This window comes from Thermomonospora sp. CIF 1, from assembly GCF_001896795.1.
GTDB lineage: Bacteria > Actinomycetota > Actinomycetes > Streptosporangiales > Streptosporangiaceae > Thermomonospora > Thermomonospora curvata.
This window is the reverse complement of record NZ_MOYN02000026.1, coordinates 239,669-265,331: the sequence shown is the minus strand read 5'-3', so window position 1 is coordinate 265,331 and position 25,663 is coordinate 239,669. Positions and strand designations below refer to the sequence as shown.

General features: G+C 72.1%; 13 protein-coding genes and 1 pseudogene. 7 read left to right on the top strand and 7 right to left on the bottom strand.

What is annotated here, in order from left to right; translation table 11 throughout:
- The first annotated feature begins 70 nt into the window (after positions 1-70).
- On the top strand, positions 71-2,437 hold the full coding sequence (locus BUE48_RS23665; RefSeq protein WP_286991072.1) for an MMPL family transporter: 2,367 nt from the start codon (positions 71-73) through the stop codon (positions 2,435-2,437).
- A 9-nt stretch (positions 2,438-2,446) separates the two neighbouring features.
- Here BUE48_RS23665 and BUE48_RS23660 read toward each other — a convergent pair whose 3' ends face one another.
- On the bottom strand, positions 2,447-3,703 hold the full coding sequence (locus BUE48_RS23660) for a glycosyltransferase (RefSeq protein WP_286991071.1): 1,257 nt from the start codon (positions 3,701-3,703) through the stop codon (positions 2,447-2,449).
- Between the two features lie 302 nt (positions 3,704-4,005).
- Positions 4,006-5,907, bottom strand: a complete 1,902-nt coding sequence (locus BUE48_RS23655) for an MFS transporter (RefSeq protein ID WP_012855059.1) — start codon at positions 5,905-5,907, stop codon at positions 4,006-4,008.
- Between the two features lie 299 nt (positions 5,908-6,206).
- Between BUE48_RS23655 and BUE48_RS23650 the strand changes: the two genes are divergently transcribed.
- The 3 genes from BUE48_RS23650 to BUE48_RS23640 all read left to right on the top strand — a co-directional run bounded on the left by BUE48_RS23650 (position 6,207) and on the right by BUE48_RS23640 (position 15,485).
- Complete coding sequence (locus BUE48_RS23650) at positions 6,207-12,695, top strand: type I polyketide synthase (RefSeq protein WP_012855058.1); 6,489 nt, start codon at positions 6,207-6,209, stop codon at positions 12,693-12,695.
- A 47-nt stretch (positions 12,696-12,742) separates the two neighbouring features.
- The gene (gene ccrA / locus BUE48_RS23645) at positions 12,743-14,053 is read left to right on the top strand and encodes a crotonyl-CoA carboxylase/reductase (RefSeq protein WP_012855057.1); all 1,311 of its coding nucleotides are present in this window, start codon (positions 12,743-12,745) and stop codon (positions 14,051-14,053) included.
- A gap of 364 nt (positions 14,054-14,417) precedes the next feature.
- Positions 14,418-15,485, top strand: a complete 1,068-nt coding sequence (locus BUE48_RS23640) for a PucR-like N-terminal domain-containing protein (RefSeq protein WP_286991070.1) — start codon at positions 14,418-14,420, stop codon at positions 15,483-15,485.
- A gap of 111 nt (positions 15,486-15,596) precedes the next feature.
- On the opposite strand, the gene BUE48_RS23635 is transcribed toward BUE48_RS23640, so the two are convergent.
- Positions 15,597-17,078, bottom strand: coding sequence for a glutamate-cysteine ligase family protein (locus BUE48_RS23635; protein ID WP_286991069.1), 1,482 nt, complete (start codon positions 17,076-17,078; stop codon positions 15,597-15,599).
- A 242-nt stretch (positions 17,079-17,320) separates the two neighbouring features.
- On the opposite strand from BUE48_RS23635, the gene BUE48_RS23630 reads away from it, so the two are divergent.
- Complete coding sequence (locus tag BUE48_RS23630; RefSeq protein WP_012855054.1) at positions 17,321-18,685, top strand: HAMP domain-containing sensor histidine kinase; 1,365 nt, start codon at positions 17,321-17,323, stop codon at positions 18,683-18,685.
- Positions 18,686-18,946: 261 nt separating this feature from the next.
- Here the strand turns inward: BUE48_RS23630 and BUE48_RS23625 are convergent, their stop codons facing one another.
- From BUE48_RS23625 to sigE, 3 genes are all read right to left on the bottom strand, one after another.
- Positions 18,947-19,495 carry a YceI family protein gene (locus tag BUE48_RS23625; protein WP_012855053.1) on the bottom strand — a complete coding sequence of 183 codons (549 nt, stop codon included), beginning with the start codon at positions 19,493-19,495 and terminating at the stop codon, positions 18,947-18,949.
- A gap of 209 nt (positions 19,496-19,704) precedes the next feature.
- A complete protein-coding gene (locus BUE48_RS23620; protein WP_012855052.1) occupies positions 19,705-20,511 on the bottom strand; it encodes an alpha/beta fold hydrolase in 807 nt (268 codons plus the stop codon).
- Positions 20,512-20,642: 131 nt separating this feature from the next.
- Positions 20,643-21,200, bottom strand: coding sequence for an RNA polymerase sigma factor SigE (gene sigE, locus BUE48_RS23615; protein ID WP_174315357.1), 558 nt, complete (start codon positions 21,198-21,200; stop codon positions 20,643-20,645).
- A 236-nt stretch (positions 21,201-21,436) separates the two neighbouring features.
- On the opposite strand from sigE, the gene BUE48_RS23610 reads away from it, so the two are divergent.
- Positions 21,437-23,023, top strand: coding sequence for an acyl-CoA synthetase (locus BUE48_RS23610; RefSeq protein ID WP_012855050.1), 1,587 nt, complete (start codon positions 21,437-21,439; stop codon positions 23,021-23,023).
- A 108-nt stretch (positions 23,024-23,131) separates the two neighbouring features.
- Positions 23,132-24,544, top strand: a complete 1,413-nt coding sequence (locus BUE48_RS23605) for a serine/threonine-protein kinase (protein WP_286991068.1) — start codon at positions 23,132-23,134, stop codon at positions 24,542-24,544.
- Positions 24,545-24,560: 16 nt separating this feature from the next.
- On the opposite strand, the pseudogene rho reads toward BUE48_RS23605, so the two are convergent.
- A pseudogene (gene rho, locus BUE48_RS23600) lies at positions 24,561-25,652 on the bottom strand (transcription termination factor Rho); the annotation flags it as partial.
- Positions 25,653-25,663: the final 11 nt, after the last annotated feature.

Here is a 25,663-nt window from a genome sequence, read left to right as displayed (position 1 = left end):
GTAGGACTGAGGAGGATCATTGCTCGCGGGCCTCGGCCGGATTCTGCACCGGCGACGGTGGATCAGCCTGATGCTGATCGTGCTGCTCACCGTGGTGTCCGGGCTGTGGGGCCTGGGGGTGCTGGCCAAGTTCAAACAGGGCGGCTTCGAAGACCCGAAGGCGGAGTCCACCCTGGTGGCGCGGCTGGGGGTCAACTACTTCACCAGCACCACCCCCGACATCCTCATGCTGTACCGCAGCGAGACGATGACGGTGGACGACCCCCGCTTCAAGGCCGCCGTGATCACCACGGTGGCCCGGCTGCCCAAGCAGCACGTCCCGGAGATCGTCACCTACTGGGCGCTGCAGGGGGAGGCCGCCGACGCCTTCGTCTCCCGGGACCGGCACTCGACGTTCGTGTCGATCAAGCTGGCCGGCAAGGACGACAACGCCCGCCTGGCCTCCTATGCGGCGGTGCAGGACCGGTTGCAGGCGCCGGGGCTGGAGAGCCGGATGGGCGGCACCATCCCGTACGCCCTGGAGTTCAGCCAGCTGGTCGTCAGCGACATCGTCAAGGCCGAGATCTTCACGCTGCCGATCCTGCTGGTGCTGCTGGTGGTGGTGTTCGGCGCGGTCATGGCGGCGGTGCTGCCGCTGATCGTGGCGGTGTTCGCCATCGTCGGCGGGCTGGCCGTGCTGCACGTGGTCACCTACGTCACCGACGTCACCGCGATGGCCCTGGAGGTCGTCACGATGATGGGCGTCGGGCTGGCCATCGACTACTCGCTGTTCATCGTCAGCCGCTTCCGGGAGGAGCTGGCCAGGGGCCGCGACCGGGAGCGGGCACTGATGATCACCATGGCCACGGCCGGGCGCACCATCGCCGTCTCCGGTGTCACGGTGACCGCCGCGCTCAGCGGGCTGCTGCTGTTCCCGCAGATGTTCCTGCGGACCCTCGGGCTGGCCGGGATGGCCACCGTGATGGTGGCGGTGTTCGGCGCGGTGGTCCTGCTGCCGGTGCTGCTGGCGATCCTGGGGCCGAAGGTGGAGCTGGGCAAGGTGCGCGGCCGGCGGGCCCGCAAACGCCCCCGCAGCCCCGAGAGCGGCTTTTGGTACCGCCTGGGCCACAGCGTGATGCGGCGCCCGCTGCCGTACTTCGCCGTCACGCTGACGATCCTGAGCGTGTTGTTCATCCCGTTCCTGGACGTGCGCTTCACCTCGGTGGACGTGCGGGTGCTGCCCAAGGACAGCCCCACCCGGCAAGTGGTGGAGACCGTGCAGCGGGAGTTCCCCAACGGCTCGGCCGACCCGATCGACGTGGTGGTCTCCGGGGACCTGGTGCCGCGCAACTGGCGTCCGGCCAGCAAGAACGATGTGGTGCCGCCGTACCTGGAGAGCTTCCGGATGCGGCTGGAGAACCTGCCGCATGTGGTGCGGGCCGAGCTGACCGGCTATTCGGAGGACTACGGGGCGGTGCGGATCTCGGTCACCCACGACCTGGATCCGATGTCGGAGCAGGCCCAGGCGCTGGTCAAGACCATCCGGGGGATGACGCTCACCAACGACGGCTTCCCCATGCACATCGACGTGGGCGGCACCACCGCCGCGCAGATGGACCTGATGAGCAGCCTGCTGGACACGCTGCCGAAGATGGCCGCCTACGTCGGCACGCTCACCTTCGTGCTGCTGTTCATGTTCTTCGGCTCGGTGGTGCTGCCGCTGAAGGCCATCGCCATGAACGTGCTGTCGATCGGCGCGTCCTTCGGCGTGATCGTCTGGGGCTTCCAGTACGGCCACCTGGCCGGGGTGCTGAACTTCACCCCCAACGGCGGGGTCGAGGCCACCAGCATGGTGCTGGTCTTGGCGGTGGTGTTCGGCCTGTCGATGGACTATGAGGTCTTTCTGCTCAGCCGCGTCCGCGAGGAATGGGACCGCACCGGCGACAACCGGGCCGCGGTGGCGGTCGGCATGCAGCGCACCGGCGGCATCATCTCCAGCGCCGCCATCCTGTTCCTGATCGTCATCGCCGGGTTCTGGATGGCCAGCATCACCGTGGTCAAGCTGATCGGCGTCGGCATGTTCGTCGCCGTGGTGGTGGACGCGGTGCTGGTCCGCTCCCTGCTGGTCCCGGCCACCATGCGTTTCATGGGGTCGGTCAACTGGTGGCTGCCGCGCCCGCTGGCGTTCCTGCACGCCAAGATGGACCTGCGGGAACGCGACGAGGTCGACTTCGACGACGACGATCCCGTCCCCCCGTCCCCGCCGCCGCTGGCCCGCCGCCCGCAGCCGGCGTCCCGCGTCACCGCCGGGGCCTCCGCGCGCGCCGGTTCCGGCGAGCCGTGGCGGCCGTGGAAGGACGGCCCGCCGCAGCCCCGGCCGGCCCCGCCGCCGGCCAAGCCCCGCCGCATCGTCCCCAACCCCGACGGGGTCGGCTGGCATTGGGAGGAGGAGAGCTGACGCCCCGCCTCAGCCCGGCAGCAGGGACTCGATGACCTCGCAGGCGGCGGCGGTGCCGTCCTCGGCCGACAGCCGGCGGCCGATGTGCTCGGCGCCCAGCCGGATGACCGGGTCGTGCATGGCCTGGCGGATGGCCTCGGCCAGGCCGCGGACCGTCAGCTTCCGGAACGGGATCGGCTCGGGGCCGGCGCGCAGGGCGGCCACCCGCTCCCCCCAGTAGGGCTGGTCGCCGAAGAACGGGCAGACCACGGTGGGCACCCCGGCGCGCAGCCCGGCGGCGGTGGTGCCGGCGCCGCCGTGGTGGACGACGGCGGCCATGCGGGGGAACAACCACGAGTGCGGCACGTCCTCGACCACCAGGACGTCCTCACCAGAGGTCAGGCCGCTTTTGGGGTCGCCCATGACGACGGCGCGCACCCCGGCCAGGTGGATCGCGTCATGGATGAGCCGGTGGGCGCTTTGCGGGTCGGCCGGGACCATGCTGCCGAACCCCACGTAGACGGGGGGCGGCCCGGCCTCCAGGAAGGCGGCCAGCTCCTCTGAGGGGCGGTATTCGGGCTCGTCCAAAAACCAGTAGCCGGTCAGGTGGACGTGGGAGGGCCAGTCGCGGGGGCGCGGCACCACGGCGGAGCTGAAGCAGCACAGCACCGGGCGTTCGCGGTAGACGCGGCGCGGCAGGCCCAGCAGGGAGGCGGGCGGCAGGTGCAGCTGCCCGCGCCGCCACGGGTTGACGAAATGCCTGATCAGCGCCCAGGCCAGCAGATCGACGGCCTGGAAGCTCACCCGGTTGCCCCACCGGCCCAGCAGCCGGGCCTGCGGCAGCAGCGGGTGCGGGAAGGCCCCGGTGGGATGGCTGGGCTGGTAGTGGATCACCGCCGAGGGGATGCCCAGGTGCTCGCCGATGTGCTCCCCCAGCCATCCGGCGCTGGGGGCCAGCACCAGGTCGGCGCCGCGGGCGGCCGTCAGGATCTCCCCCAGCAGCCGCTCGGCCAGCGGGCCGAGCACGCGCCGCAGCCCGCCCAGGAAGGCCACCGGGTTGCGGCCGCCGGCCAGCAGCCGCTGCCCTTCCTCGGTGTTGAGCAGGTCGGCGGGGTCGACGCTGAGCGGCGCCGGGTCGAGCCCGGCGGAGGCGATCAGGTCCGCGTAGCGGGCGGCGGCGATCACCCGCACCCGGTGGCCCCGGGCGTTCAGGGCCCGGCCGAGCGCCACGCAGGGCTGGATGTCACCGCGCGACCCCAGCGCATACAGCACGATCTTGCGGGGCAAGGGCCCTCCCGTGTCCATGGGCGGATCGGCACGCTACTGCAGGCCCGGCTCGGCGTTCCATACGGCCGGACCGCCAATCGGCGCCGGAATTTTGTGGATTTCCCAACAGCCGCCGCGGGCGGTTCTTGCGATGATCCGACGTGACGCCCTCATCACCGATGGGCCTTTTCCGGCACGCGGCCCAAGGCGCAGGGGATGGGAGTCCCGATGGCGTCCGGCACGGTGACGCTCCGGGGCGCGGCATCGTCCCCGGCCGTGACGTCCTGACCTGCGGCCTGCGGGGGTGGCGTGTCGAAAGAGGTTCAATGCTCCTCCCGTGACGGCGGGCCGTGGTCCGGGTCGTGGCCTGCGCCCCGATCCGGATCCACGGCGCCAAAGGAGCGGTCGTCGCCTGCGAGGTCGTCCTCGCCGGGGGGTATGACGGGTGGCCACAGCTCCACCGACGCCCGGTAGGCCCGCTCCCAGCGGGACGGGCCGTCCGCATGGCGCCAGGAGCCGGACGGGCCGGGGCCGCCCAGCGCCGAGGTGCTGTAGCGGGGGGAGCGCCGGGTGACCCGTCTGGGACGTCCCCCGCCGGCCCCGGAAGGGTCTGAGACGACCGGGAGGCCTTCGGGGAAGGTCGGGGAGGTCTCCGAGGCGACCGGGGCGGCGTAGGCCGGCGCGGCCACGCCGACCGGCTTCGGCTCGCGGGGCGGCGGCGGGTCCGCCCCGGCCGGTTCGGGCTCCTGCTCGCCGATCGGCTCGCCGGCCGGTTCCCGGGCCGGCTCGGGGGCCGGGCGCTCGGCGGGGGGCTTGGTCTGGCGGGCGCTGTCGGAGGCGGCGGCCTCCCGTTTGGTGGGCAGGGTGAAGGCGCTGATCAGCGCGCCCAGGACGACCAGGGCGGCGCCCACCAGCAGGCCCACCGCGGCGCCCTGCCGGAACGCCTCGGCCCGGTCGGCGCCGGCCGCGGCGGCGTGCTCCTGCAGGGTGTCGACGACCAGGCCGAGCACCGCGATGCCGACCCCGGCCGACAGCTCCCGGACCACGTTGATGATCCCGCCGGCCACCCCGGCCCGCTCGTCCGGCACCGTCTTCAGCACATACATCGCCAGCGGCAGCGTCAGCGCCGAGCCCACGCTGACCAGCGCGATCCCCGGCATCAGCTCGGGGAAGCCGTGCCCGGGGCGCAGCGCGGTGAAGGCGGCCATCCCGACGGCCATCAGCACCATGCCGACCGAGATCGTCAGCCGGGAGCCGACCTTGGCGGCCAGGATGAACGACACCGGCGTCATCGCCAGCACCAGTACCGCCGAGGGGACGTAGGCCAGCGCCGCGGTGGTGGGCGTGAAGCCCAGCACCGTCTGCATGAACAGCGCCGAGAAGTACATCACCCCGTTGAAGCCGATGCCCCACAGCATCGAGGTGGCGATCCCGCCGGTGAACGCCCGGTTGCGGAAGAACTCCAGGTCGATCATCGGGTCGGGGGCCCAGGACTCCACCAGCACGAAACAGATCCCGGCGATGAGCGCCAGCGCCAGCACGCTCAGCACCGCCGGGTCGGCAAAACCCAGCTCACCGCCCGCGTGGAAGGCGTAGACCAGGGCGAACAGCGTGGTGGCCGACAAGATCACGCCCGGCAGGTCCAGCAGGGTGCCCTGCTCGTTGTCCCGGCCCACCAGCACCAGCAGGCCCAGCGCGATCACCGCCAGGCCGACCGGCACGTTGATCAGGAAGATCCAGCCCCAGTGCCAGTGCTCGACGATGAACCCGCCGATGCTGGGGCCGCCGGCCATCGCCAGCGACAGCGAGCCCAGCCAGACCACCTGTCCCAGCGCCCGCTGCCGGTCGGAGCGGCCCACGGTGATCATGACGAGGGTGGCCGGCAGCGCCAGGGCCGCGCCGGCGCCCTGCACCACCCGGGCGCCGATGAGCACCGCGCCGGTGTCGGCCAGCCCGCTGACCGCCGAGGCCGCGGTGAAGATCGACATGCCCACCACGAAGGTGACCCGGCAGCCGTACAGGTCGGTCAGCCGGCCTCCTGCGATCATCAGGCAGGAGAACATGAGGATGTAGCCGACCGTCACCCAGCGCAGCGCCGAGTAGGTCAACCCCAGGTCCCGGCGGATCGTCTCCTGCGCGATCGTGACCACCGAATTGTCGATGGTGATCATGAAGGCGCTGACGGCGACGACGGCCAGGGCCCATCTGTATCGGCCGCGAGTCAACTGGTTTTGACGGCGGCCCGCATCACCGGAAACCGCCGTCACCTCCTATACCGGTGCGTTCTATAGGGTTACGGCTCGCTTGCAAGGAGTCGCCTCTGCCCGGTCAACGGGGTGACTCGGGCATAAGATAGCGACCATCCCATCTCCCCACATCCACCCCCGCTGCGTCTTGTCACGGTGGTTACAAGTAACCACGGAGAAAAGTGGGCTGGGTGCGCATCGAGAGGTGACCAAAGTAGGACAAGGTGAGTTCCCTTACTTCGAACGATCCTGGCTTCATCGTTGGGGGAACCACACCCATGCAGTCGACCGATCGTTCTGGGGGCGCGCCGGACGAGACGCGGATCACCGAGGATTCGATCCGTCAGTACCTGATCGAGCAGATCGCGCGTCGCTCCAGGATCACGGCCGCCGAGGTCGATCCCGACCGTCCCGTCGAGGAGTTCGGGCTGGCCTCCCGCGATGCCGTCGCCATCGCCGGGGAACTGGAGCAGCTGCTCGGCCGGGCGCTGCCGGCGACGCTGGTGTGGGAGCACCCCACGATCAACCGGCTGGCGATGGCGCTGGCCGGCACCGCCGCACCCGAGCCCGCCGCCGCGCCGGCCCCGCCGCAGGCCGCATCCGATGAGCCCATCGCCGTGATCGGCCTGGGCTGCCGCTTCCCCGGCGGCGCCCAGGGCGACCTGCGCGGCCCGGAGGCCTACTGGCGCTTCCTGCTGGGCCGGGGCGACGCCATCCGCGAGGTCCCGCCCGGCCGCTGGGACCCCTTCGACGACGGTTCCCCCGAAGTCGGCGACCTGCTGGCGCGCACCACCCGCCTGGGCGGCTTCCTGGACGACCTGTCGGCCTTCGACGCCCGCTTCTTCGGCATCACCCCCGGCGAGGCCGAGCTGATGGACCCCCAGCAGCGGCTGGTGCTGGAGGTGGCCTGGGAGGCGTTCGAGCACGCCGGGCTGGCCCCGGTGCGGCTGCGCGGCAGCCGCACCGGCGTGTTCGTCGGCGTCTCGGCGCCCGAGTACGCCGCCCTCACCGCCGCCGACCTGACCGCGGTGGACCCGTTCACCACCAGCGGCGCCGCCCTCAGCATCATCGCCAACCGCCTGTCGTACCTGCTGGACCTGCGCGGCCCCAGCATGATCGTGGACACCGCCTGCTCCTCGTCGCTGGTGTCCACCCACCTGGCGGTGCGGGCGCTGCGCGACGGCGAGGCCGACCTGGCGCTGGCCGCCGGGGTCAACGTGCTGCTGTCGCCGACCGTCACCATGACCTTCGACCAGGGCGGCGGCACCGCCGCCGACGGCCGCTGCAAGGCCTTCGACGCCTCCGCCGACGGCATGGTGCGCTCCGAGGGCTGCGGCGCGCTGGTCCTCAAGCGGCTGTCGGACGCGCTGCGCGACGGCGACCGGGTGCTGGCGGTGATCCGCGGCAGCGGCGTCAACTCCGACGGCCGCTCCAACGGGCTGGTGGCCCCCAACGGCGAGGCGCAGCGGGCCCTGCTGCGGGACGTCTACGCGCGCAGCGGCATCGACCCCCGCGAGGTCGACTACGTCGAGGCGCACGGCACCGGCACGTTCCTGGGCGACCCGATCGAGGCCCGGGCGCTGGGCGAGGCGCTGGGCGCCGGCGCCGGGCGCGACGCAGACGAGCCGCTGCTGATCGGCTCGGCCAAGTCCAACCTGGGCCACCTGGAGTCGGCCGCCGGGGTCGCCGGGCTGATCAAGACCGTGCTGGCGCTGCACCACCGCACGATCCCGCCGAGCCTGCACTTCAAAGAGCCCAACCCGCACATCCCGTTCGACGAGCTGCGCCTTGCGGTCGCCGCCGAGGAGACCCCCTGGCCCCGGCGCGGCCACCCGGCCCGCGCGGGCGTGTCCGGCTTCGGCTTCGGCGGCACCAACGCCCACGTGATCTTGGAGGAGGCCCCGCGTCAGGAGACCTCCGCCGACCACGCCCCGGTCCGGTCCTTCCCGCTGTCGGACATCGACGCCGACCGCATCGCCGATCACGCCGCCGACCTGGCCGGCTGGCTCGCCGAACGCACCGACGTCCCGCTCGGCGACCTGGCGCACACCCTGCACCGCCGCACCGGACGGGGCCGCGCCCGCGCCGCCGTGGTCGCCCGCGACCGCGCCGGCCTGCTGGACGGGCTGGGAGCGCTGGCCGCCGGGGAGCCGCACCCGGCCGTGGTGACCGGCACCGCGCTGGGCAGGCCCACCGCGCCGGTGTGGGTGTTCTCCGGCTTCGGCGGCTGGCGCCCCCAGATGGCCCAGAGCCTGCTGGCCGAGGAACCGGCCTTCACCGAGGCCATCGACGACATCGACCCGCTCATGGCCGAAGAGGGCGGGTTCTCGCTGTGGGAGTTCATCGAAGACGGCGAGGACGACCCCCACCCGGGCCGCCTGATGATGGCGCTGTTCGGCATCCAGGTGGGCCTGGCCCGCATGTGGGCGTCCTACGGCATCACCCCCGCCGCCGTGATCGGCCACTCCATGGGCGAGGTCGCCGCCGCGGTGGTCGCCGGCAAGCTGTCCCTGGCCGACGGCGTCAAGGTCATCTGCCGCCGCGTCAAGGTGATGCTGCGGGTGGTCGGCGGCGGCACCATGGCCGTGATCGGCGCCTCCGAGCAGGAGGTCCGGGAACTGGCACGCGACCTGCCGGAGGTGCACCCGGCGGTGCTCTCCTCGCCCAAGCAGACCGTGGTCACCGGCGACAGCGAGCAGATCGCCGAGATCCTGCACCGCGCCGAGGCCCAGGGCCGGCTGGCCCGCCCGGTCAAGATCCCCGGCGCCGGGCACTCCCCGCAGATGGAGCCGCTGCTGCCGGACCTGCGCGCCGCACTGGCCGACATCGCCGAAGAAGAGGGCACCCCGCTGGCCCCCGGCATCGCCTTCTACTCCACCGCCCTGGGCGACCCGCGCGGCGCCACCGTCCTGGACGCCGACTACTGGGCCGCCAATTTGCGCAACCCGGTGCGGCTGACCGACGCGGTCAGCGCCGCCGCCGACGACGGGCACCGCACGTTCGTGGAGATCGGCGTGCACCCGCTGCTGACCGCCGCGCTCACCGAGACGCTGGAGGGCACCGGCGCGCTGATCACCCACACCCTCAAGCGCGCCCCCAAGGGCCAGGAGACCGACGACACCCTCACCTTCCACGCCCAGCTAGCCCTGCTGGCCGCCAACGGCTACCGAGTGGCCGAACCGGCCGGGACGCTGATCGAGCTGCCGCCGCTGCGGTGGCGGCACGAGCGCCACTGGGCCAAGCCGCCGTCCCGCCGCACCGCCGGCCGGGACGAGCACCCGCTGCTGGGGGTGCACGTGGAGCTGCCCGGCGAGGACCGGCACGCCTGGCGCGGCGAGGCCGGCACCGCCGCCCACCCGTGGCTGACCGAGACCGGCGTGCACGGGCTGACGGTGCTGCCGGTGGCCGCGCTGGCGGAGATGGCGCTGGCCGCCGGGGCGCAGGCGCTGGGCACCGACGCCGTTCGCCTGCACGGCCTGCACGTGGCCCGCACCTTCGCGCCGGGCGAGCAGGCCACCGTCACCACCACCTTCGGCGAAGCCGACCACCGGGTGGAGATCAGCGCCCGCAACGCCGCCGGCCAGTGGGTCCGCCTGGCCGAGGCCGAGGTGACGACCGACGACGAGCCGCCGTGCGCCGCCGAGGCGGACGCCTCCGGCGTGGAGATCGCCGCCGCCGAGCGCGGCTCCCGCCACTACCGGCTGCACCCGCAGGTGCTGGACCGCTGCCTGGCCGCGCTGTACGCCGCGGCGAACGCCGCCGACCCGGGCACCTGGCTGGCGGAGTCCATCGGCTCCCTGCGCGTGCACGGCCCCACCCACCGCGGCGGACGCTGCCAGGTGTCGCTCACCCCCGGCGAGGAGACCATCGGCTCGCTGCGGCTGGTCGACCCCGACGGCCGGGTGCTGCTGGAGGCCACCGGCATCGCGCTGCGCAAGGTCGAACGGCACGACATCCCCGTGCCGCTGGCCGACAAGCTGGCCGAGCTGCGCTGGGACGAGACCGAGCCGCCCGAGCCGTCCGGAGCCCAGGGCGCCTGGACGGTGCTGGCCGACGACGGCGACCCGCTCGCCGACGCCCTGGCCGCCGACCTGCGCTCCCGCGGCCAAACGGTCACCCGGCACCCCATCGCCCGGCACCTGCCGCCGGCCGAGCGGCCGCCCACCGGCATCGTGCTGGTCCCCTCCCCGGACCTGGTGGACGAGGAGCTGGTGCTGACCGTCGCCGAGCTGAGCCGGCAGGCCCCGGGCGGCAGCCGCCTGTGGATCGCCACCCGCACCGCGCTGCCCGTCCTGGACGGCGAGGCCGGGGTGCCCCGCCAGGGCTTCGTGCGGGCGCTGGTCCGGGTGCTCGGGTTCGAACGGGCCCCGCTGAAGGCCACCCTCGTGGACGTGGACGACCCGGCCGCCCTGGCCGTCGAGCTGCTCGGCGGCTCGGAGGCCACCGAGGTCGCCTGGCGCAAGGGCGTCCGCTACGTGGCGCGGCTGGACCGGGCCGCGCTACCTGAGGGCGCGCGCCCCCGCAAGATCGTCCGGCGCGGCGGCGCCTACATCATCACCGGCGGCTACGGCGGCATCGGGCTGGTCACCGCGCGGCTGCTGGCCGAGCGCGGCGCCGGCCGGATCGTGCTGTCGGGCCGCAGCGGCCCCCGCCCCGACGCCGAGAAGGTGATCGCCGAGCTCCGCGAAAGCGGCGTGGACGTGGGCGTCGTCCTCGGCGACATCGCCGAGCCCGGGGTGGCCGAACGGCTGATCTCCGTGGCCGTGGAGGGCGGCGCGAAGCTGCGCGGCGTCGTGCACGGCGCGGCCGGCCTGGACGACCGGCTCATCGCCGACCTGGGAGCAGAAGACCTGCACCGGGTCTGGTCGCCCAAGGTGACCGGCGCCTGGCGGCTGCACGAGGCCCTGCAGGCCGCCGGCGTCGAAGACGACCTGGACTTCTTCGTGATGCACTCGTCGGCCGCCGCCATGCTCGGCTCGCCCGGCCAGGCCTCTTACGCCGCCGCCAACGCCGCCATCGACGCGCTGGTGGCCTGGCGGCGGGCCCGCGGCCTGGCCGGCACCACCGTCAACTGGGGCACCTGGGCGCACAACGCCGCCGGCGGCGAAGGCGCGGTCGCCGACGTGGCGGTGATCGATCCGATCGGCGCGCACGAGGGCGCCGAGGCGCTGGAGGCGCTGCTGGCCTACGACCGGGCCGCCACCATGGTGACCCGGTTCGACCCGGCCACCGCGGTGCGGTTGTTCCCCGAGATCCGGCGCATGCCCTACTTCGCCACCCTGGTCGAGGCCGCCGGGGCGGAAACCGACGACGGCGCCGACTGGCCGGGCGTGGCCGCGTTGCGCGAGATGGACCCCGACGCCGCCCGCGACGCCCTGGCCGCCCGGATCCGCCACCGCATCGCCTCGGTGCTGGGCTACCCGCCCGAGCGGCTGGACGCCGGCATGCCGCTGACCGACCTGGGCATCGACTCGCTGGTGGCGGTGCGCATCAAGAGCGGCGTCGAGCACGACCTGGGGCTGACCGTCCCGGCCGCGCTGCTGCTGCAGGGCGCCAGCATCGACACCCTGGAGGACTGGGCCGCCGGCGAGCTGGGCATCGGCCCGCGCAGCGCCCCCCGCGCCGTCCGGCCCGCCGCCGTCTCCAACGCCGAGGCCGGGTATGTGATGCCGCGCGATGCGGCCGAACGGCTGGCGGTGCGGATCTTCGAGGACGTGCTGGGGCTGGAGCGGGTCAGCGTCACCGCGAACTTCTTCGAGCTGGGCGGCCAGGACCACCAGGCCGACCAGGTGGTCGCCGCGCTGGCCCGGGAGCTGGGCGGCGAGCTCAACCGCACCGAGGTGTTCGCCAACCCCACCGCCGAAGGGGTCGCCGAGCTGATCCGGGCGGTGGATTCCGAGGCCGCCCGGCAGATCGTCCGCCCGCTGCGGCCGGGCGCCCCGGACCGGCTGCCGATCTTCATCGCGCACCCGGCCGGCGGCACCACCTCCTGCTACCTGCAACTGGTCGCGCTGCTGGGCGAGGAGCAGCCGGTGTACGGGCTGGAGCGCTTCGACGACGCCCCCAGCGTCGAAGAACGCGCCGCCCGCTATGTGGAGCACCTGCTGCAGGCCCAGCCGGAGGGCCCGTTCCGGCTCGGCGGCTGGTCGTTCGGCGGGGTGCTGGCCTATGAGACCGCCCGGCAGCTCACCGCGGCCGGCCGTGAGGTGGAGCTGGTGGCGCTGTTCGACGCGGGCATCCCCCGCGAGGTCGAGGACGAGTCCGACGCGCTGGCCCGCCGCTTCGCCGCCTTCGCCGACTACCTCAACGAGACCTACAACCTCGGAGTCGAGCTGAGCTATGAGGAGCTGGCCGGGCTCGACGAGGAGGCGCAGTTCGCTTTGGTGATGGAACGCGCGGCCGGGCTGGCCGAACTGCTGCCCCCGGCCGTGCTGCACCACCAGCTCACGTCCCACCAGGACACCCGCTCGCTGGAGGCGTACCGGCCAGAGCCGTACGAGGGGCGAGTGGTCCTTTACCGTGCACCGGAGGAGACCCCCTGGGCGGTGAAGGACGCGCGTTACGAACCCGAGCCGACCAACGGTTTCGGCTCACTGTGCGCCGACCTGGAGATCGTCACGGTTCCCGGGGCGCACCACCTCAACCTGCTGGACCCGCCCGCGGTGAACGTCATCGCCGCAGACCTGGCGGTCCGGCTCTCCACCGGAGCCCCGAAGGCCGGGGGCCCGGCGGACGGCGGCACGGCCCAGGCCGCCCGCCGCTCGTGAGACCGCACCGATCTGACCGCTCTCCGCCTCCCCGGAAAAGGTGAACGATGTCTGAACTGCTCGACGCCGTACGCGCCGGCGCTTCCCCCGACGAGCTGCTCGACTGCGAAGTCCCCACCCGGTACCGGGCCGCCTACACCCGGCTGGATGAAATCGGCATCTTCGAGGGCGCGACCGACAAGGACGTGCGCCGCTCGATCCACGTCGGCGAGGTCGAGATGCCGGAGCTGGCGCCCGACGAGGCGCTGGTGGCGGTGATGTCGGCCGCCGTGAACTTCAACTCCGTGTGGACGGCCGTCTTCGAGCCGATCCCGACCTTCTACTTCCTCAACAAGCTCGGCAAGCGCGACCCCCGCCACGACCAGCCCTACCACGTGTTCGGCTCGGACGCCTCCGGCGTGGTCGTGCGCACCGGCTCCCAGGTGCGGCACTTCAAGGTCGGCGACAAGGTGGTCATCTCCCCGGCCGTGGTGGACGAGCAGGACCCCCTCATCCAGGAGGACGGCGTCCTCACCAACGAGCCGATCGCCTGGGGCTTTGAGAACAACTACGGCGCCTTCGGCCAGTTCTGCATCGTCAAGGCCCACCAGCTGATGCCCAAGCCCGCCCACCTGTCGTGGGAGGAGGCGGCGGCCAACACGCTGTGCGCGGCGACCTCCTACCGGATGCTGATCGGCCGGCACGGCGCCCGCATGAAGCTGGGCGATGTGGTGCTGGTGTGGGGCGCCACCGGCGGGCTGGGCTCGTACGCGGTGCAGCTGGTGCTGCAGGCCGGCGGCATCCCGGTGGCGGTGGTCTCCTCCGAGGAGAAGGCCGAGCTGGTGCGCCGCCAGGGCTGCGAGCACGTCATCAACCGCTCTGAGATCGACTTCGGCGACCGGGGCCTGTCCCACCCCAAGGGCTGGCGCCGCCTGGGCGAGGAGATCCGCCGCCTGGTCGGCGAGGACCCGCACATCGTCTTCGAGTACCTGGGCCGGGAGACCTTCGGCGCCTCCACCTACGTGGCCCGCCGCGGCGGCCGGATCGTCACCTGCGGCTCCAGCACCGGCTACCGGCACGAGTACGACAACCGGTACCTGTGGATGAACATCAAGAGCATCGTCGGCAGCCACGGCTTCAACTACCAGGAGGCCATGGAGACCAACCGGCTGTTCCGGCTCGGCCGGCTGTACCCGACGCTGTCGAAGGTCTACCCGCTGGAGGAGACCGCCGAGGCCGTCCGCGCGGTGCAGACCAACAGCCACGTCGGCAAGGTCGGGATCCTCATCGGCGCCACCGCCGAGCACCAGGGCATCGACGACCCGGCCGCCCGCGAGCGCTTCGGCGAGGACAAGATCACCCTCTACCGGCAGCAGTGACCCCCCTTTCCTGACGGACGTGGCCCTGCACCCCGCCCGGGGCCACGTCCGTTTCGCTTTTCCGGCCGGGCCGCGCCGGGCTCTGTGAGTGAGGGTCTCGTGCTCGGAAGTGAAGGCGGCGGCGCATCGTGGTGAGGGATTGACTGCGGAGAGTGATGTCCGCTCTTCGGGTGGGTGGCCAGGTCTGTTATGGTCTGTCCGAAAATCGCTGGTCACGGCCGAAACTGGTCGCAACCCGCCCTAGACTGGCGTTTCGCTGTTCCCAGGACATGACTTACGGCACACTTCTTGTGAAAGTGACCAATTACATAGCTGGTCGCGAGGTGTGTACGGAGAGCAAGGGTCGCGGAGGAGGAGGCTGACTGTGGCAGGCGAAGGAGGCTCCGACCGACCCTGGCCGGAGGTGCCCCGAGAACTGGCCGAGCACATGCGGCCCCACCTGGACGCGGTGGCCGACGACATGATCGCCGAGATCCAGGCGCGGGTGCGCGAGTACGACCGGCCGGCCGACGCGCCCTACTCCAGCACCCTGCGGATGATCGTCGAGCGGGTGCTGCACTACTTCGTGGAGCGCATCGCCGACCCGGACGGGGAGCGGGAGTCGGTCACCGACTTCTTCCACGCCATCGGCCGCGGCGAGGCCGGCGCGGGCCGCAGCCTGGACGCCATGCAGGCCGCGCTGCGCATCGGCTGCATGGTCGCCTGGCGCCGCATCAGCGAGGGGGCCGCCCAGCTCAACGTCCCGGCCGCGGTGCTCGGCGCGCTCGGCGAGGCGCTGCTGGCCTACCAGGACGAGCTGGCCGCCGCCGCCACCGCCGGCCACGCCCAGGCCCAGGCCGCCGCGGTCGGTGAGATGCAGCGCCGCCGCCAGCGGCTGCTGGGCATGCTGCTGGCCGATCCGCCCGCCTCCCCGGAGCTGATCGCCGACCAGGCCGCCGCCGCGCACTGGCCGATGCCGCGCACCGTGGCCGCGGTGGCGCTGGGCCGGCACCACCAGGACGCCCGCCACCCGGCCTTCCCGCCCGACATCCTGGCCGACCTGACCCGCCCGGTGCCCAGCCTGATCGTCCCCGACCCGGACGGCCCCGGCCGGGCCAAGCTGGTGGACCGGGCGCTCAGCGGCTGCCTGGCCGCGGTCGGCCCCACCGTGCCGGTCACCGAGGCGGCCCGCTCCATGGACTGGGCCCGCCGTACGTTGGCGCTGGCCGAACGCGGCATCATCGAGGCCGACGGGGTGATCCGCAGCGTGGAGCACATCTCCACGCTGATCGTCTTCCAGGACGAGGACCTGCTGGCGGAACTGTCGCGGCTGCGGCTGGCCCCGCTGGCGCACCTGCGCTCCAGCCAGCAGGACCGGCTGGCCGAGACGCTGCTGGCCTGGCTGCAGTCGGGACGCAACGCCAACGAGGTGGCCATGCGGCTGGCGCTTTGAGCTGGAGATCGTGCTGCGCGCCCGCTACCTGACCGGGCGCGAGCACGCGATGAACCCGCCCCGCCGGGCCGCCTCCGGCGAGGTGGTGACGCTGCGCCGCTGAGGCCGGCCTCAGGGCTCCACCGGCCAGGTGTGGACCGGCTCGTTGGTGTTCATCAGCTCGATGTAGCGGCAGGTCATCAACCGCAGGGCCTCATGGCGGTCGACGCCGCGCTCCTCCTCGATGGCCCGGGCGGTCTCCACCTGCCAGATGGCGCCGTTGCGGCCGGTCAGGCAGCGCTGTTCGATGATGCCCAGCAGGCGGTCCCGCTTGGCCGGATCGACGCCCCAGCGGTCCAGGCCCTCGTGCGCCATGGGCAGCAGCTTGCGCAGCGTCAGCTCGGTGACGGGCACCTCCCCATAGCCCGGCCAGTAGATGGTGGTCTCGATGCCGTTGCGGGCGGCGCGGTGCAGGTTGTCCTCGGCGGCCCTGAAGGACATGCGGGTCCAGACCGGCCGTTCCTCTTCGGCCAGCGTGCGGACCAGGCCGTAGTAGAAGGCGCCGTTGGCCACGATGTCGGCGACGGTGGGCCCGGCGGGCAGCACCCGGTTCTCCACGCGCAGGTGCGGCTTGCCGTTCACCACCGCGTAGATCGGGCGGTTCCAGCGGTAGATCGTCCCGTTGTGCAGGGTCAGCTCGCCCAGCTGCGGGATGTCGCCCCGCTCCAGCGTGGCGACCGGGTCCTCCTCCTCGCACAACGGCAGCAGGGCCGGGAAGTAGCGGGTGTTCTCCTCGAACAGATCGAACACCGAGGTGATCCAGCGTTCGCCGAACCACACCCGCGGCCGCACCCCCTGGTGCTTGAGCTCCACCGGGCGGGTATCGGTGGCCTGCTCGAACAAGGTGATGCGGGTCTCGTGCCACAGCCGCCGCCCGAACAGGAACGGCGAGTTGGCCGCCAGCGCCACCTGCACGCCCGCGATGGATTGCGCGGCGTTCCAGTAGGCGGCGAAGTCGTCGGGGCTGACCTGCAGGTGGAACTGGGCGCTGGTGCAGGCGGCCTCGGGGGCGATGTTGTCGATGTGCAGGGCCAGCCGCTCCGGCCCGTCGATGTCGATGTGCATGTCCTCGCCGCGGGCGGCGAAGATCTGCTCGTTGAGGATCTTGTAGCGCTCGTTGGCCGACAGCGACTCCTCGCCGAGGTCGGACTCGCGCAGCGTGGGCAGGATGCCCACCAGCATCAGCGCGCCCCCCAGCTCCCGGGCCCGGCCGTCGGCGTGCTTGAGGTAGCCGAGGATGTCGCGCTCCAGCTCCCCGGTGCCGCCCCCGCCCAGCTCGCGCGGCGGGATGTTGATCTCGATGTTGAACTGCCCCAGCTCGGTGGCCCAGGCCGGGTCGGCGATGGCCTTGAGCACGTCGGCGTTGCGCATCAACGGCTCGCCCCGCCCGTCCACCAGGTTCAGTTCGATCTCCAGGCCTATGTGCGGCCGGTCGAACTCGAACTGCGACTCCCGCAACATGCGGGCCAGTACGTCGAGGTTGCGGCGAACCTTGTCGCGGTAACGGCGCCGGTCCATGCCGCTGATGGTGAATCTCGGTACGTCCTTGCCCATGCGAGAGCCTTTCAATTTCGGACGAACACCTACAAAACGCTTCTCCTCTCCCAGACTCCGTCAAACCCGTCCCCACCTACCCGGGCGGCATGATCACTGTCACCTGCGAACTGTCCGCAAGCGGGTGGTTTTACGGCGTGTCGCCCCGGATGCATGCCCGATCACGACCGGAGTGAACATCGCCGCCCGCCCGTCGGTGGTATGACGGTCTGCGGCGGCCTCCCCACGGCAAAGGAATGGAGATGCGACTGCTACCCCGGTCGATCCGGGCCCGGGACACCCTGCTCGCCGCGGTGATCTCGGTACTCGTGTTCGGCGTGCTCGCGGTGGCGGCCGACCTGATCATCCGCGATGTCACCACTTCCCGGATGCTGGATGAGATCCAGGTGGCCGGACGGCGGGTGAGCGGCGCGGTCCGGGACGGCACGCTGACCCAGCCGATCCCGCCCGGCCCGCCGGGTGTGGTCCTGCAGGTGGTGGACCGGGACGGACGGGTGCGCTTCACCACCCGCGGCGGCGTGGGCCGTCCCCCGGTCAGCGATCTGCGGCCCACGACGGCCAAGCGCATCCACGACTACATCGAGTGCGGCATGCCCGGCTACGACCGCTGCATGCTGGTGGAGGCGATCAGGGCGACCACCGCGCCGGACTCGGTGGTGGTCTACGCCGCCAAGCCGATGCCCGCGCTGCTGGTCACCGGGCTGCTGGAGGCGCTGCTGGGCGCCGCGGTGCTGGCGCTGTCGACGCTGGCGACCTGGACGACCTGGCATGTGGTGGGGCGCACGCTGCGCCCGGTGGAGGCCATCCGCGCCCAGCTGTCGGAGATCAGCGCCAGCGACCTGAGCCGCCGGGTGCCGCAGCCGCCCGGCGAGGACGAGATAGCGCAGCTGGCCAGGACCGCCAACGAGACGCTGGACCGGCTGGAGCGGGCGGTGGAACGGCAGCGCCAGTTCGCCTCCGACGCCTCCCATGAGCTGCGCACCCCGATCGCCGCGCTGCGCGCCAACCTCGAGGACGCCGTGATGCACCCCGAGGACACCGATCTGCAGGAGGTGGTGCGGGCCGCGCTGCGGGACACCGACCGGCTGGAGTCGATCATCACCGACCTGCTGCTGCTGGCCCGGATCGGCACCGAGTGCCGCACCGTCCAGGAGCGGATCGACTTTCCCGAGCTGGTGCGCACCGAGCTGGCCCTCCGCACGCCCCCGGTGACCGTCCGCACCGTGCTGCCGGACCGGCTGCCGCCGGTGTGCGGGGTGCGGGTGCAGCTGGCCCGGCTGCTGCACAACCTGCTCGACAACGCCGAACGGTACGCCGACTCCCAGATCGAGGTCGCCGTGGCCCGTGAGGACGGCCGGCTGGTCTGCACGGTCACCGACGACGGCATCGGCATTCCCGAAGCGGACCGCGAGCGGGTCTTCGAGCGCTTCACCCGCCTGGACACCGCCCGCAGCAGATCCGCCGGGGGCACCGGCCTGGGACTGGCCATCGCCCGTGACATCGCTCACGCCCATGGCGGCACCCTGTGCGTCGAGGACAGCCCCCGCGGCGCCCGCTTCGCCCTCCGCCTGCCGTTTTCTCCCGAGCCGGCGCGGCAGGGGGAGTGAGCCCTTTTCACCACGTCGTCTCCGCGGGCCGCATGCGGGTCGTCGCGGCCGGGGGCGGCGCCGTCCGCGGCCGGGTGCCCGAGAGGACTCGGTGGCGACAGGGCCTTAAGGACGGCTTCTCGTGGCCGGTTCCGGTCTTCTCGCAGGCTGGGGCGTTGTCGGTCCCGTGCCCTATGGTGTGCAGAGTCTGCCGGAGACGGTGAAGGGCCGTCCGCCGGTCGGCGGACGGCCCTTCACACGGAGCAACCGGCGCGGCCGGGGTCAGGCGCGCACGGCCTGGACCTCGAGCTGGATGTCGACCTTGTCGCTGAGCAGCACCTTCTCACCCTGCAGCGGGATGTTGAACTCCACGCCCCAGTCCTTGCGGTTGATGGTGGTGCGGGCGGAGAAGCCGGCGCGGAAGCCGCCCCAGGGGTCCTCGCCCACGCCGTTGAACTCGGTCTCCAGGGACACCGGGCGGGTGACGCCCTTGATGGTCAGCTCGCCGTCCAGGTAGTGGACGTCGCCCTCGGTGCGCAGCCCGGTGGAGCGGAAGGTCATCACCGGGTGATTTTCCACATCGAAGATCTCCGCCGAGCGCAGGTGGTTGTCCCGGTCGGAGTTGCGGGTGTCCACCGAGGCCATCTTGATCTCCACGTTGACCGAGGACTTGGGCAGGTCCTCGGCGATCTCCACGGTGCCGGAGAAGTCGGTGAAGGTGCCGCGCACCTTGCTCATCAGGTGGCGGATCGTGAAGGCGACCTCGGAGTGGGCCGGGTCGATGTTGTAGGTGCCGGGGGTGAGGCCGGGGGCCACGGTCTCCAGGCTCATGACGGTTCCTCCCGCGATGTGCTTGAACCTTCAACAACACGGGCAAGCTAGTTGAAAGTTCAACTAATGTCAAGTGAGGCCGCCGATCCGCACAACGCGTGAGCAGTCCGACATCATCCCGATAGGAGATATCGGTATTCCGGGCGCGGCCGGACCCGGAGGACGCCGTTGCGGAGAAGACGGCCGCGCGGCGAAGAGCCAGAGACCGGTCAGGCGGTGCCGGCGGGCTCCAGCAGCGGGGCCGAGCTGCCCTCCAGCAGGACCTTGGCGATCAGTTCGGGGTCATCCCCCATCGGCACGTGCCCGCAGTCGGGCAGCCAGACGAACCGGGCGTGCGGCAGGCGCTGCTGGGCGCGCAGCGCCTGGATCGGCAGCAGCAGGCGGTCGCGGGTGCCCCAGGCCACGGTGACGGGCACCCCCTCGCAGGTCCCGGTGAAGCGCACGCCCCGGCCGGCCCGCAGGACGGGCTCAAAGCCGGTGCAGTCGCGCAGCGCGCGCGCATCGCCCAGCAGGTCCTCCAGGGGCAGGTGCTCGGGGTGCCCGTAGATCAGCCCGAACATGGCCCGGCGCAGCCGGTGGGAGCGGGCCAGCAGGCCGATCAGCGGCTGGGGCGCGTGCGCCGCCAGCCGGGAGGTGCGCAGCACGGTGGCGGCCCAGCGCAGCTCCGGCCCTTTGAAGAAACCGGCCGGCGACAGCGCGGTCGCCGAGCTGACCAGCCCGCGGTCGGCCGCCTCCAGGGAGAACAGGCCGCCCAGCGAGTTGCCGGCGATGTGCGGCCGGCCCAGGTTCTGCTCGGCGAAGAACTCCGCCAGGGCCGACATCATGGTGTCGACCGTGTAGGGCGTGCCTTGCGGAAGCGGCGGGGAGGCGCCGAAGCCCGGCAGGTCGATGGCGATGACCTCGCGCTCCTTGGCCAGCAGGTCCATGACCGGCTTCCAGCCCTGCCGGCGGTGGCCGATCCCGTGCACCAGGACCAGCGGGGGACCCTCACCGCGTCGCTCGAAGGCAATGTTCACGGCAGCAGAGGGTAGAACGAAGTGACCTGGCGGTCACTAGTGATTTGAGTAACTGTTCCGGTTGTTGAGACTCGTCCCGCAGTGAGTGGTTTGCTGGGGCGGTGGCCGCTGCGGGGCGCGTCGCCCGGGAATCAGGCGGGGACGGCGGGCAGCGCCTTGGGGGCGGTCTCCAGGGCGGCGGGGCGGCGGTGCTCCAGAGCCTCGCGCAGCTGGGCGCGGCCCCGGTGGATGCGGCTGCGCACCGTGCCCAGCTTGACGCCCAGCGTGGCGGCGATCTCCTCGTAGCTGAGGCCCTCGATGTCGCACAGCACCACCGCGGCCCGGTACTCGGGGGCCAGCGAGTCCAGCGCCTTTTGGATGTCGGCGTCCAGCTCCCGGTCGTCGTAGGCCTGGGCGGGGCTCAGCTCACGGCCCTGCAGCCGCTCGGCGGCGTCCTCGGCCAGCGCGTCGAAGCGGATGCGCTGCCTGCGCCGGGCCCTGTCCAGAAAGAGGTTGGTGGTGATGCGGTGCAGCCACCCCTCGAAGGTGCCGGGGGTGTAGGACGACAGCGAGCGGAACACCCGGATGAAGACGTCCTGGGTGAGGTCTTCGGCGTCGTGCTTGTTGCCGGTCAGTCGGTAGGCCAGCCGGAAAACCCGAGCGGAGTGCTCGTTGACGATCTCCTCCCAGGTCGGCGGCGTCCACGCCATCGAACCCGTGCTCACCGGTACCCCCGCCTCTGATGCGAAATCGTTACCGCCAAGCATGCCTATACCCAGATAAGAGCCGCGTAAGGAGGAGAGCGGGCGTGTGCATCGTTACAACGACACGCCCCCGGGGATGTGACGGAGATCATCCCGCCCGCACAGCTCGGTAATTGAACACTTGCAAGAACCCGAGCAAGATTCAGTCCGCTTTCTGCCACCCCACTCTGCGAGGACGTCACATGGCGCGTAGCTACAACCTGGCCGATCTCCTGGAGATCCTGGCGGAGGCCGGGCCCGACCGCCTCGCGCTGGTCGCCGGAACCGAGCGCCGCACCTACCGCGAGCTCAACGAGCGGGCCGGCCGGGTCGGGCACCACCTGGCCGCTGCGGGAGTGCGGCCGGGCGAGCACGTGGCGATCCTGTCGTGGAACCGCGCCGAGTGGATCGAGGCGTTCTTCGGCGCCTTCAAGATCCGCGCCGTCCCGATCCCGGTGAACTACCGCTACGTCGCCGGCGAGCTGCGCCATGTGCTGGGCGACTCCGACTCGGTGGCGCTGATCGGCGAGCGGTCCCTGCTGCAGCGCGTCCAGGAGGTCCGCGCCGAGCTGCCCAAGCTGCGGCACGTGGTGGTGCTGGAGGACGGCGGCGAGAACGAGGTGCCCGGCGCCGTCCGCTACGAGGACGCCCTCAAAGAGGCCTCGCCCGACGACGACTTCCCCGCCCGCTCCAGCGACGACCGCTACATCATGTACACCGGCGGCACCACCGGATACCCCAAGGGCGTGGTGTGGCGCTGCGAGGACATCTTCTTCGGCGCCCTGGGCGGCGGCAACATCCTCGGCGACCCGGTGCGCAGCCCCGAGGAGCTGGCCGAGAAGGCCAAGCAGCCGCCGACGGCGGTGCTGGACTGCGCGCCCGTCATGCACGGCGCCGGGCAGTGGGTGGCGCTGATGGGGCTGCTCGGCGGCACCAAGACCGTCCTGTACACCGAGCACCACTTCGACCCGGCCAGCGCGCTGAAGCTGGCGGCCGCCGAACGGGCCAACGTGATCATGCTGGTCGGCGACGCCATGGGCCGGCCGCTGGCCAGGGAGCTGGCCAAGGGCGGCTATGACACCTCCGCGCTGCTGGCCATCGCCTCCGGCGGGGCACCGCTCACCGAGAAGGCCAAGGACGAGTTCCGGGCGGTGCTGCCGAACATCGCCTTCCTCGACACCTACGGCGCCTCCGAGACCGGCGCCTGCGGCCCGTCCGTCGGCGGCGGCGAGGGCACCGCCCGCTTCCAGATGAAGCCCGGGGTGACCGTGCTGGACGAGGACCTCAAACCGGTGCGGCCCGGCCAGGTCGGGCGCCTGGCGCGCAGCGGCCACATCCCGCTGGGCTACTACAACGACCCGGAGAAGACCGCCGCCACCTTCTTCACCGACGCCGAGGGCACCCGCTGGGCGATCCCCGGCGACTACGCCTCCCTGGCCGAGGACGGGACGATCGTGCTGCTGGGCCGGGGCTCGCTGGTCATCAACACCGGCGGCGAGAAGGTCTACCCCGAAGAGGTCGAAGTCGCCCTGAAAGACCACCCGGACGTCGACGACTGCATCGTGGTCGGGGCGCCGGACGAGCGGTTCGGCCAGTGCGTGGCGGCGGTGGTCGCCCCCCGTCCCGGCACCGAGCCGACGCTGGAGGAGCTGGTGGAGCACTGCCGCGGCCGGCTGGCCGGCTACAAGCTGCCGCGCCGGCTCAAGCTCGTCCCCGAGGTGCGGCGCACCGCCGTGGGCAAGTCCGACTACCGGTGGGCCCGCTCGGTGCTCGCCGAGACCGGCTCCTGACGAGAGCGGCCGCGCGGGAGCCGAAAGGGGCGAAAGGGGCTCGGCGGTCAAAGATTGATGGTGTGTCGCTGAGGGTGCCTTGAGCCCCTATGCGCAAGAAACCGCCATATGAGGGTCGAAGCGGAGGAACCGCTCGCCGGGCGTTACCGGCTGCTCTCCGTGATCGGCAAAGGCGGTATGGGGACCGTCTGGCGGGCCTACGACGAGACGCTCGACCGGGAGGTCGCCATCAAGGAAACGGTCCTCCCCAAGGGGTTGACCAACTCCGAACGGCAGGCCGTCTACCGCCGCATCCTCGCCGAGGCCCGCGCCACCGCCGCCCTCAACCACCCCGGGGTCGTCACCGTCTACGACGTCGTCAACGAAGACGGCCGGCCCTGGATCGTCATGGAGCTGCTGCGCGCCCGCTCCCTGCGGCAGGTGCTGGACAGCGAAGGCCCGGTGGACTCCGCGTGCGCCGCCCGGATAGGACGGGCGGTGCTGTCGGTCCTCAACGCCGCGCACGCCAAGGGCATCCTGCACCGGGACGTCAAGCCCGGGAACGTGATGCTCGCCGACGACGGCCGCATCCTGCTGACCGACTTCGGCCTGGCCGTCCACATGCTCGGCGGCTGCGCCGACGTGGACACGATGGCCTCGGGCATCGCGGGCTCCCCCGCCTACCTGTCCCCCGAGCAGGTGCTCGGCGAGCCGGGCGGGGCGGCCTCGGACCTGTGGTCGCTGGGCGTGACGCTGTATGCCGCGGTCGAGGGCGGCTCGCCCTTCCGGCGCTCCCACGCCCTGGCGACGATGGTCGCGGTGCTCATCGGGGAGTACCCGCCGCCCTGGAACGCCGGTCCGCAACTGCGGGCCGTCATCGACGGCCTGCTGCGGCGGGACCCCGCGGAACGGATGCCGGCCGCGCAGGTCGCCGAGCTGCTGGAGCTGGCCGCCGAGCACCCCGACGACACCTGGCGCTCGCGTCCCGCCAGGCGGCCGCTCCCGTTGCGGCGCCCGCGCCTGACCGCCTTGATGGGCGTGACCGCGATCGCCGCGACGGTGATCGCCATGGGCGCCTGGACGGCCCGCCACCGCACGGACGGCACCTTGGCGGCGGTGGCCGCGGGCGGCCAGAGCACGCACCTGGTCACCTACCGCGAAGGCGACGGCTACACCGTGGACGTCCCCGCCGGCTGGAGACGCTCGCGCGAAGCGGACGGCGTCCACTGGCGGGACCCCGCGACCGGCCACCACCTGCGCATCGCTCCGGCACAGGGGGACGCGCTCGCCGGGCTGCGCCAGGCCGAACGCCAGGCCCTCGCCTCCGGCGCCTACCCCGGCTACCGCCGCATCCGCCTGGAGGCCGTGCCCGAACTGGCCACAGGCGCCGCCGAGTGGGAGTTCCTCACCGCTCGCTTACACGTCCTGCGCAGCCGCATGGCCGGATATGAGTTCACGTTCGCGGCCCCGGCGCATCGCTGGACACCGGGGCAGCGGGTCTACGACGCCATTTTGCGGTCATTTCGGACGACCAGGCGCTGATCGCCCGCCCGCCGCCTTAAGCGTTCTGCTGGATCTGCAGCAGGATCTCGGCGTTGGAGGAGGTGTTCTTGATCTTCTCCAGCAGCAGTTCGATGGCCTGCTGCGGGTCCAGGGAGTGCAGCAGCCTCATCAGCCGCCAGTGCAGGGCCAGTTCCTCCGGCGGCATCAGCAGTTCCTCGCGCCGGGTGCCGGAGGAGATGACGTCCACCGCCGGGAAGATGCGCTTGTCGGCGATGCCCCGGTCGAGCTTGAGCTCCATGTTGCCGGTGCCCTTGAACTCCTCGAAGAACACCTCGTCCATCCGCGAACCGGTCTCCACCAGCGCGGTGGCCAGGATGGTCAGCGAGCCGCCGTTTTCGATGTTGCGGGCGGCGCCGAAGAACTTCTTGGGCGGGTACAGCGCGGTGGTCGCCACGCCGCCGGCCAGGATGCGGGCGCTGGAGGGGGCCGCCAGGTTGTAGGCGCGGCCCAGCCGGGTGATGGAGTCCAGCAGCATCACCACGTCGCGTCCCTGCTCCACCAGCCGTTTGGCCCGCTCCACGGCCAGCTCCGCCACCGCGGTGTGCTCGGTGGCCGGCCGGTCGAAGGTGGAGTAGATGATCTCCCCTTGGACCGACCGCTGCATGTCGGTGACCTCTTCGGGACGCTCGTCGATGAGGACCACCATCAGGTGGCACTCGGGGTTGTTCCTGGTGATCGTGTTGGCGATGGCCTGCAGCATCATCGTCTTGCCGACCCGGGGCGGGGCCACGATCAGCCCGCGCTGCCCCTTGCCGATCGGCGCCACCAGGTCGATGACGCGGGTCGCGATCGCCCCGGTGTCCAGCCGCAGCCGCTCCTGGGGGAACAGGGGCGTCAGCGACCCGAACTCCGGCCGTTCGGCTCCCGGCTCCTGCCCGTTGACCGTCTCCACGCGCACCAGTGCGGGGAACTTCTCCCGCGCCGATCGGGGTGCGCGCGCCGTGCCGGTCACGATGTCGCCGGGTCGCAGCCCGTTGGCCTGGACCTGGGCCAGCGACACGTACACGTCCTGAGGGCCGGCCACGTACCCGGCGGTCCGGACGAATGCGTGTTTGTCCTGCACGGCCAGCACACCTGAGAAGGGGATGGTCGGGGCGG

What these genes read in the sequence shown, in the direction of transcription:
- BUE48_RS23665 (WP_286991072.1), top strand. Translation starts at nt 71, where the DNA reads ATGCTGATCGTGCTGCTCACCGTGGTGTCCGGGCTGTGGGGCCTGGGG.
- BUE48_RS23650 (WP_012855058.1), top strand. Translation starts at nt 6,207, where the DNA reads ATGCAGTCGACCGATCGTTCTGGGGGCGCGCCGGACGAGACGCGGATC.
- ccrA (WP_012855057.1), top strand. Translation starts at nt 12,743, where the DNA reads ATGTCTGAACTGCTCGACGCCGTACGCGCCGGCGCTTCCCCCGACGAG.
- BUE48_RS23635 (WP_286991069.1), bottom strand. Translation starts at nt 17,078, where the DNA reads ATGGGCAAGGACGTACCGAGATTCACCATCAGCGGCATGGACCGGCGC.
- BUE48_RS23630 (WP_012855054.1), top strand. Translation starts at nt 17,321, where the DNA reads ATGCGACTGCTACCCCGGTCGATCCGGGCCCGGGACACCCTGCTCGCC.
- BUE48_RS23625 (WP_012855053.1), bottom strand. Translation starts at nt 19,495, where the DNA reads ATGAGCCTGGAGACCGTGGCCCCCGGCCTCACCCCCGGCACCTACAAC.
- sigE (WP_174315357.1), bottom strand. Translation starts at nt 21,200, where the DNA reads ATGGCGTGGACGCCGCCGACCTGGGAGGAGATCGTCAACGAGCACTCC.
- BUE48_RS23610 (WP_012855050.1), top strand. Translation starts at nt 21,437, where the DNA reads ATGGCGCGTAGCTACAACCTGGCCGATCTCCTGGAGATCCTGGCGGAG.
- BUE48_RS23605 (WP_286991068.1), top strand. Translation starts at nt 23,132, where the DNA reads ATGAGGGTCGAAGCGGAGGAACCGCTCGCCGGGCGTTACCGGCTGCTC.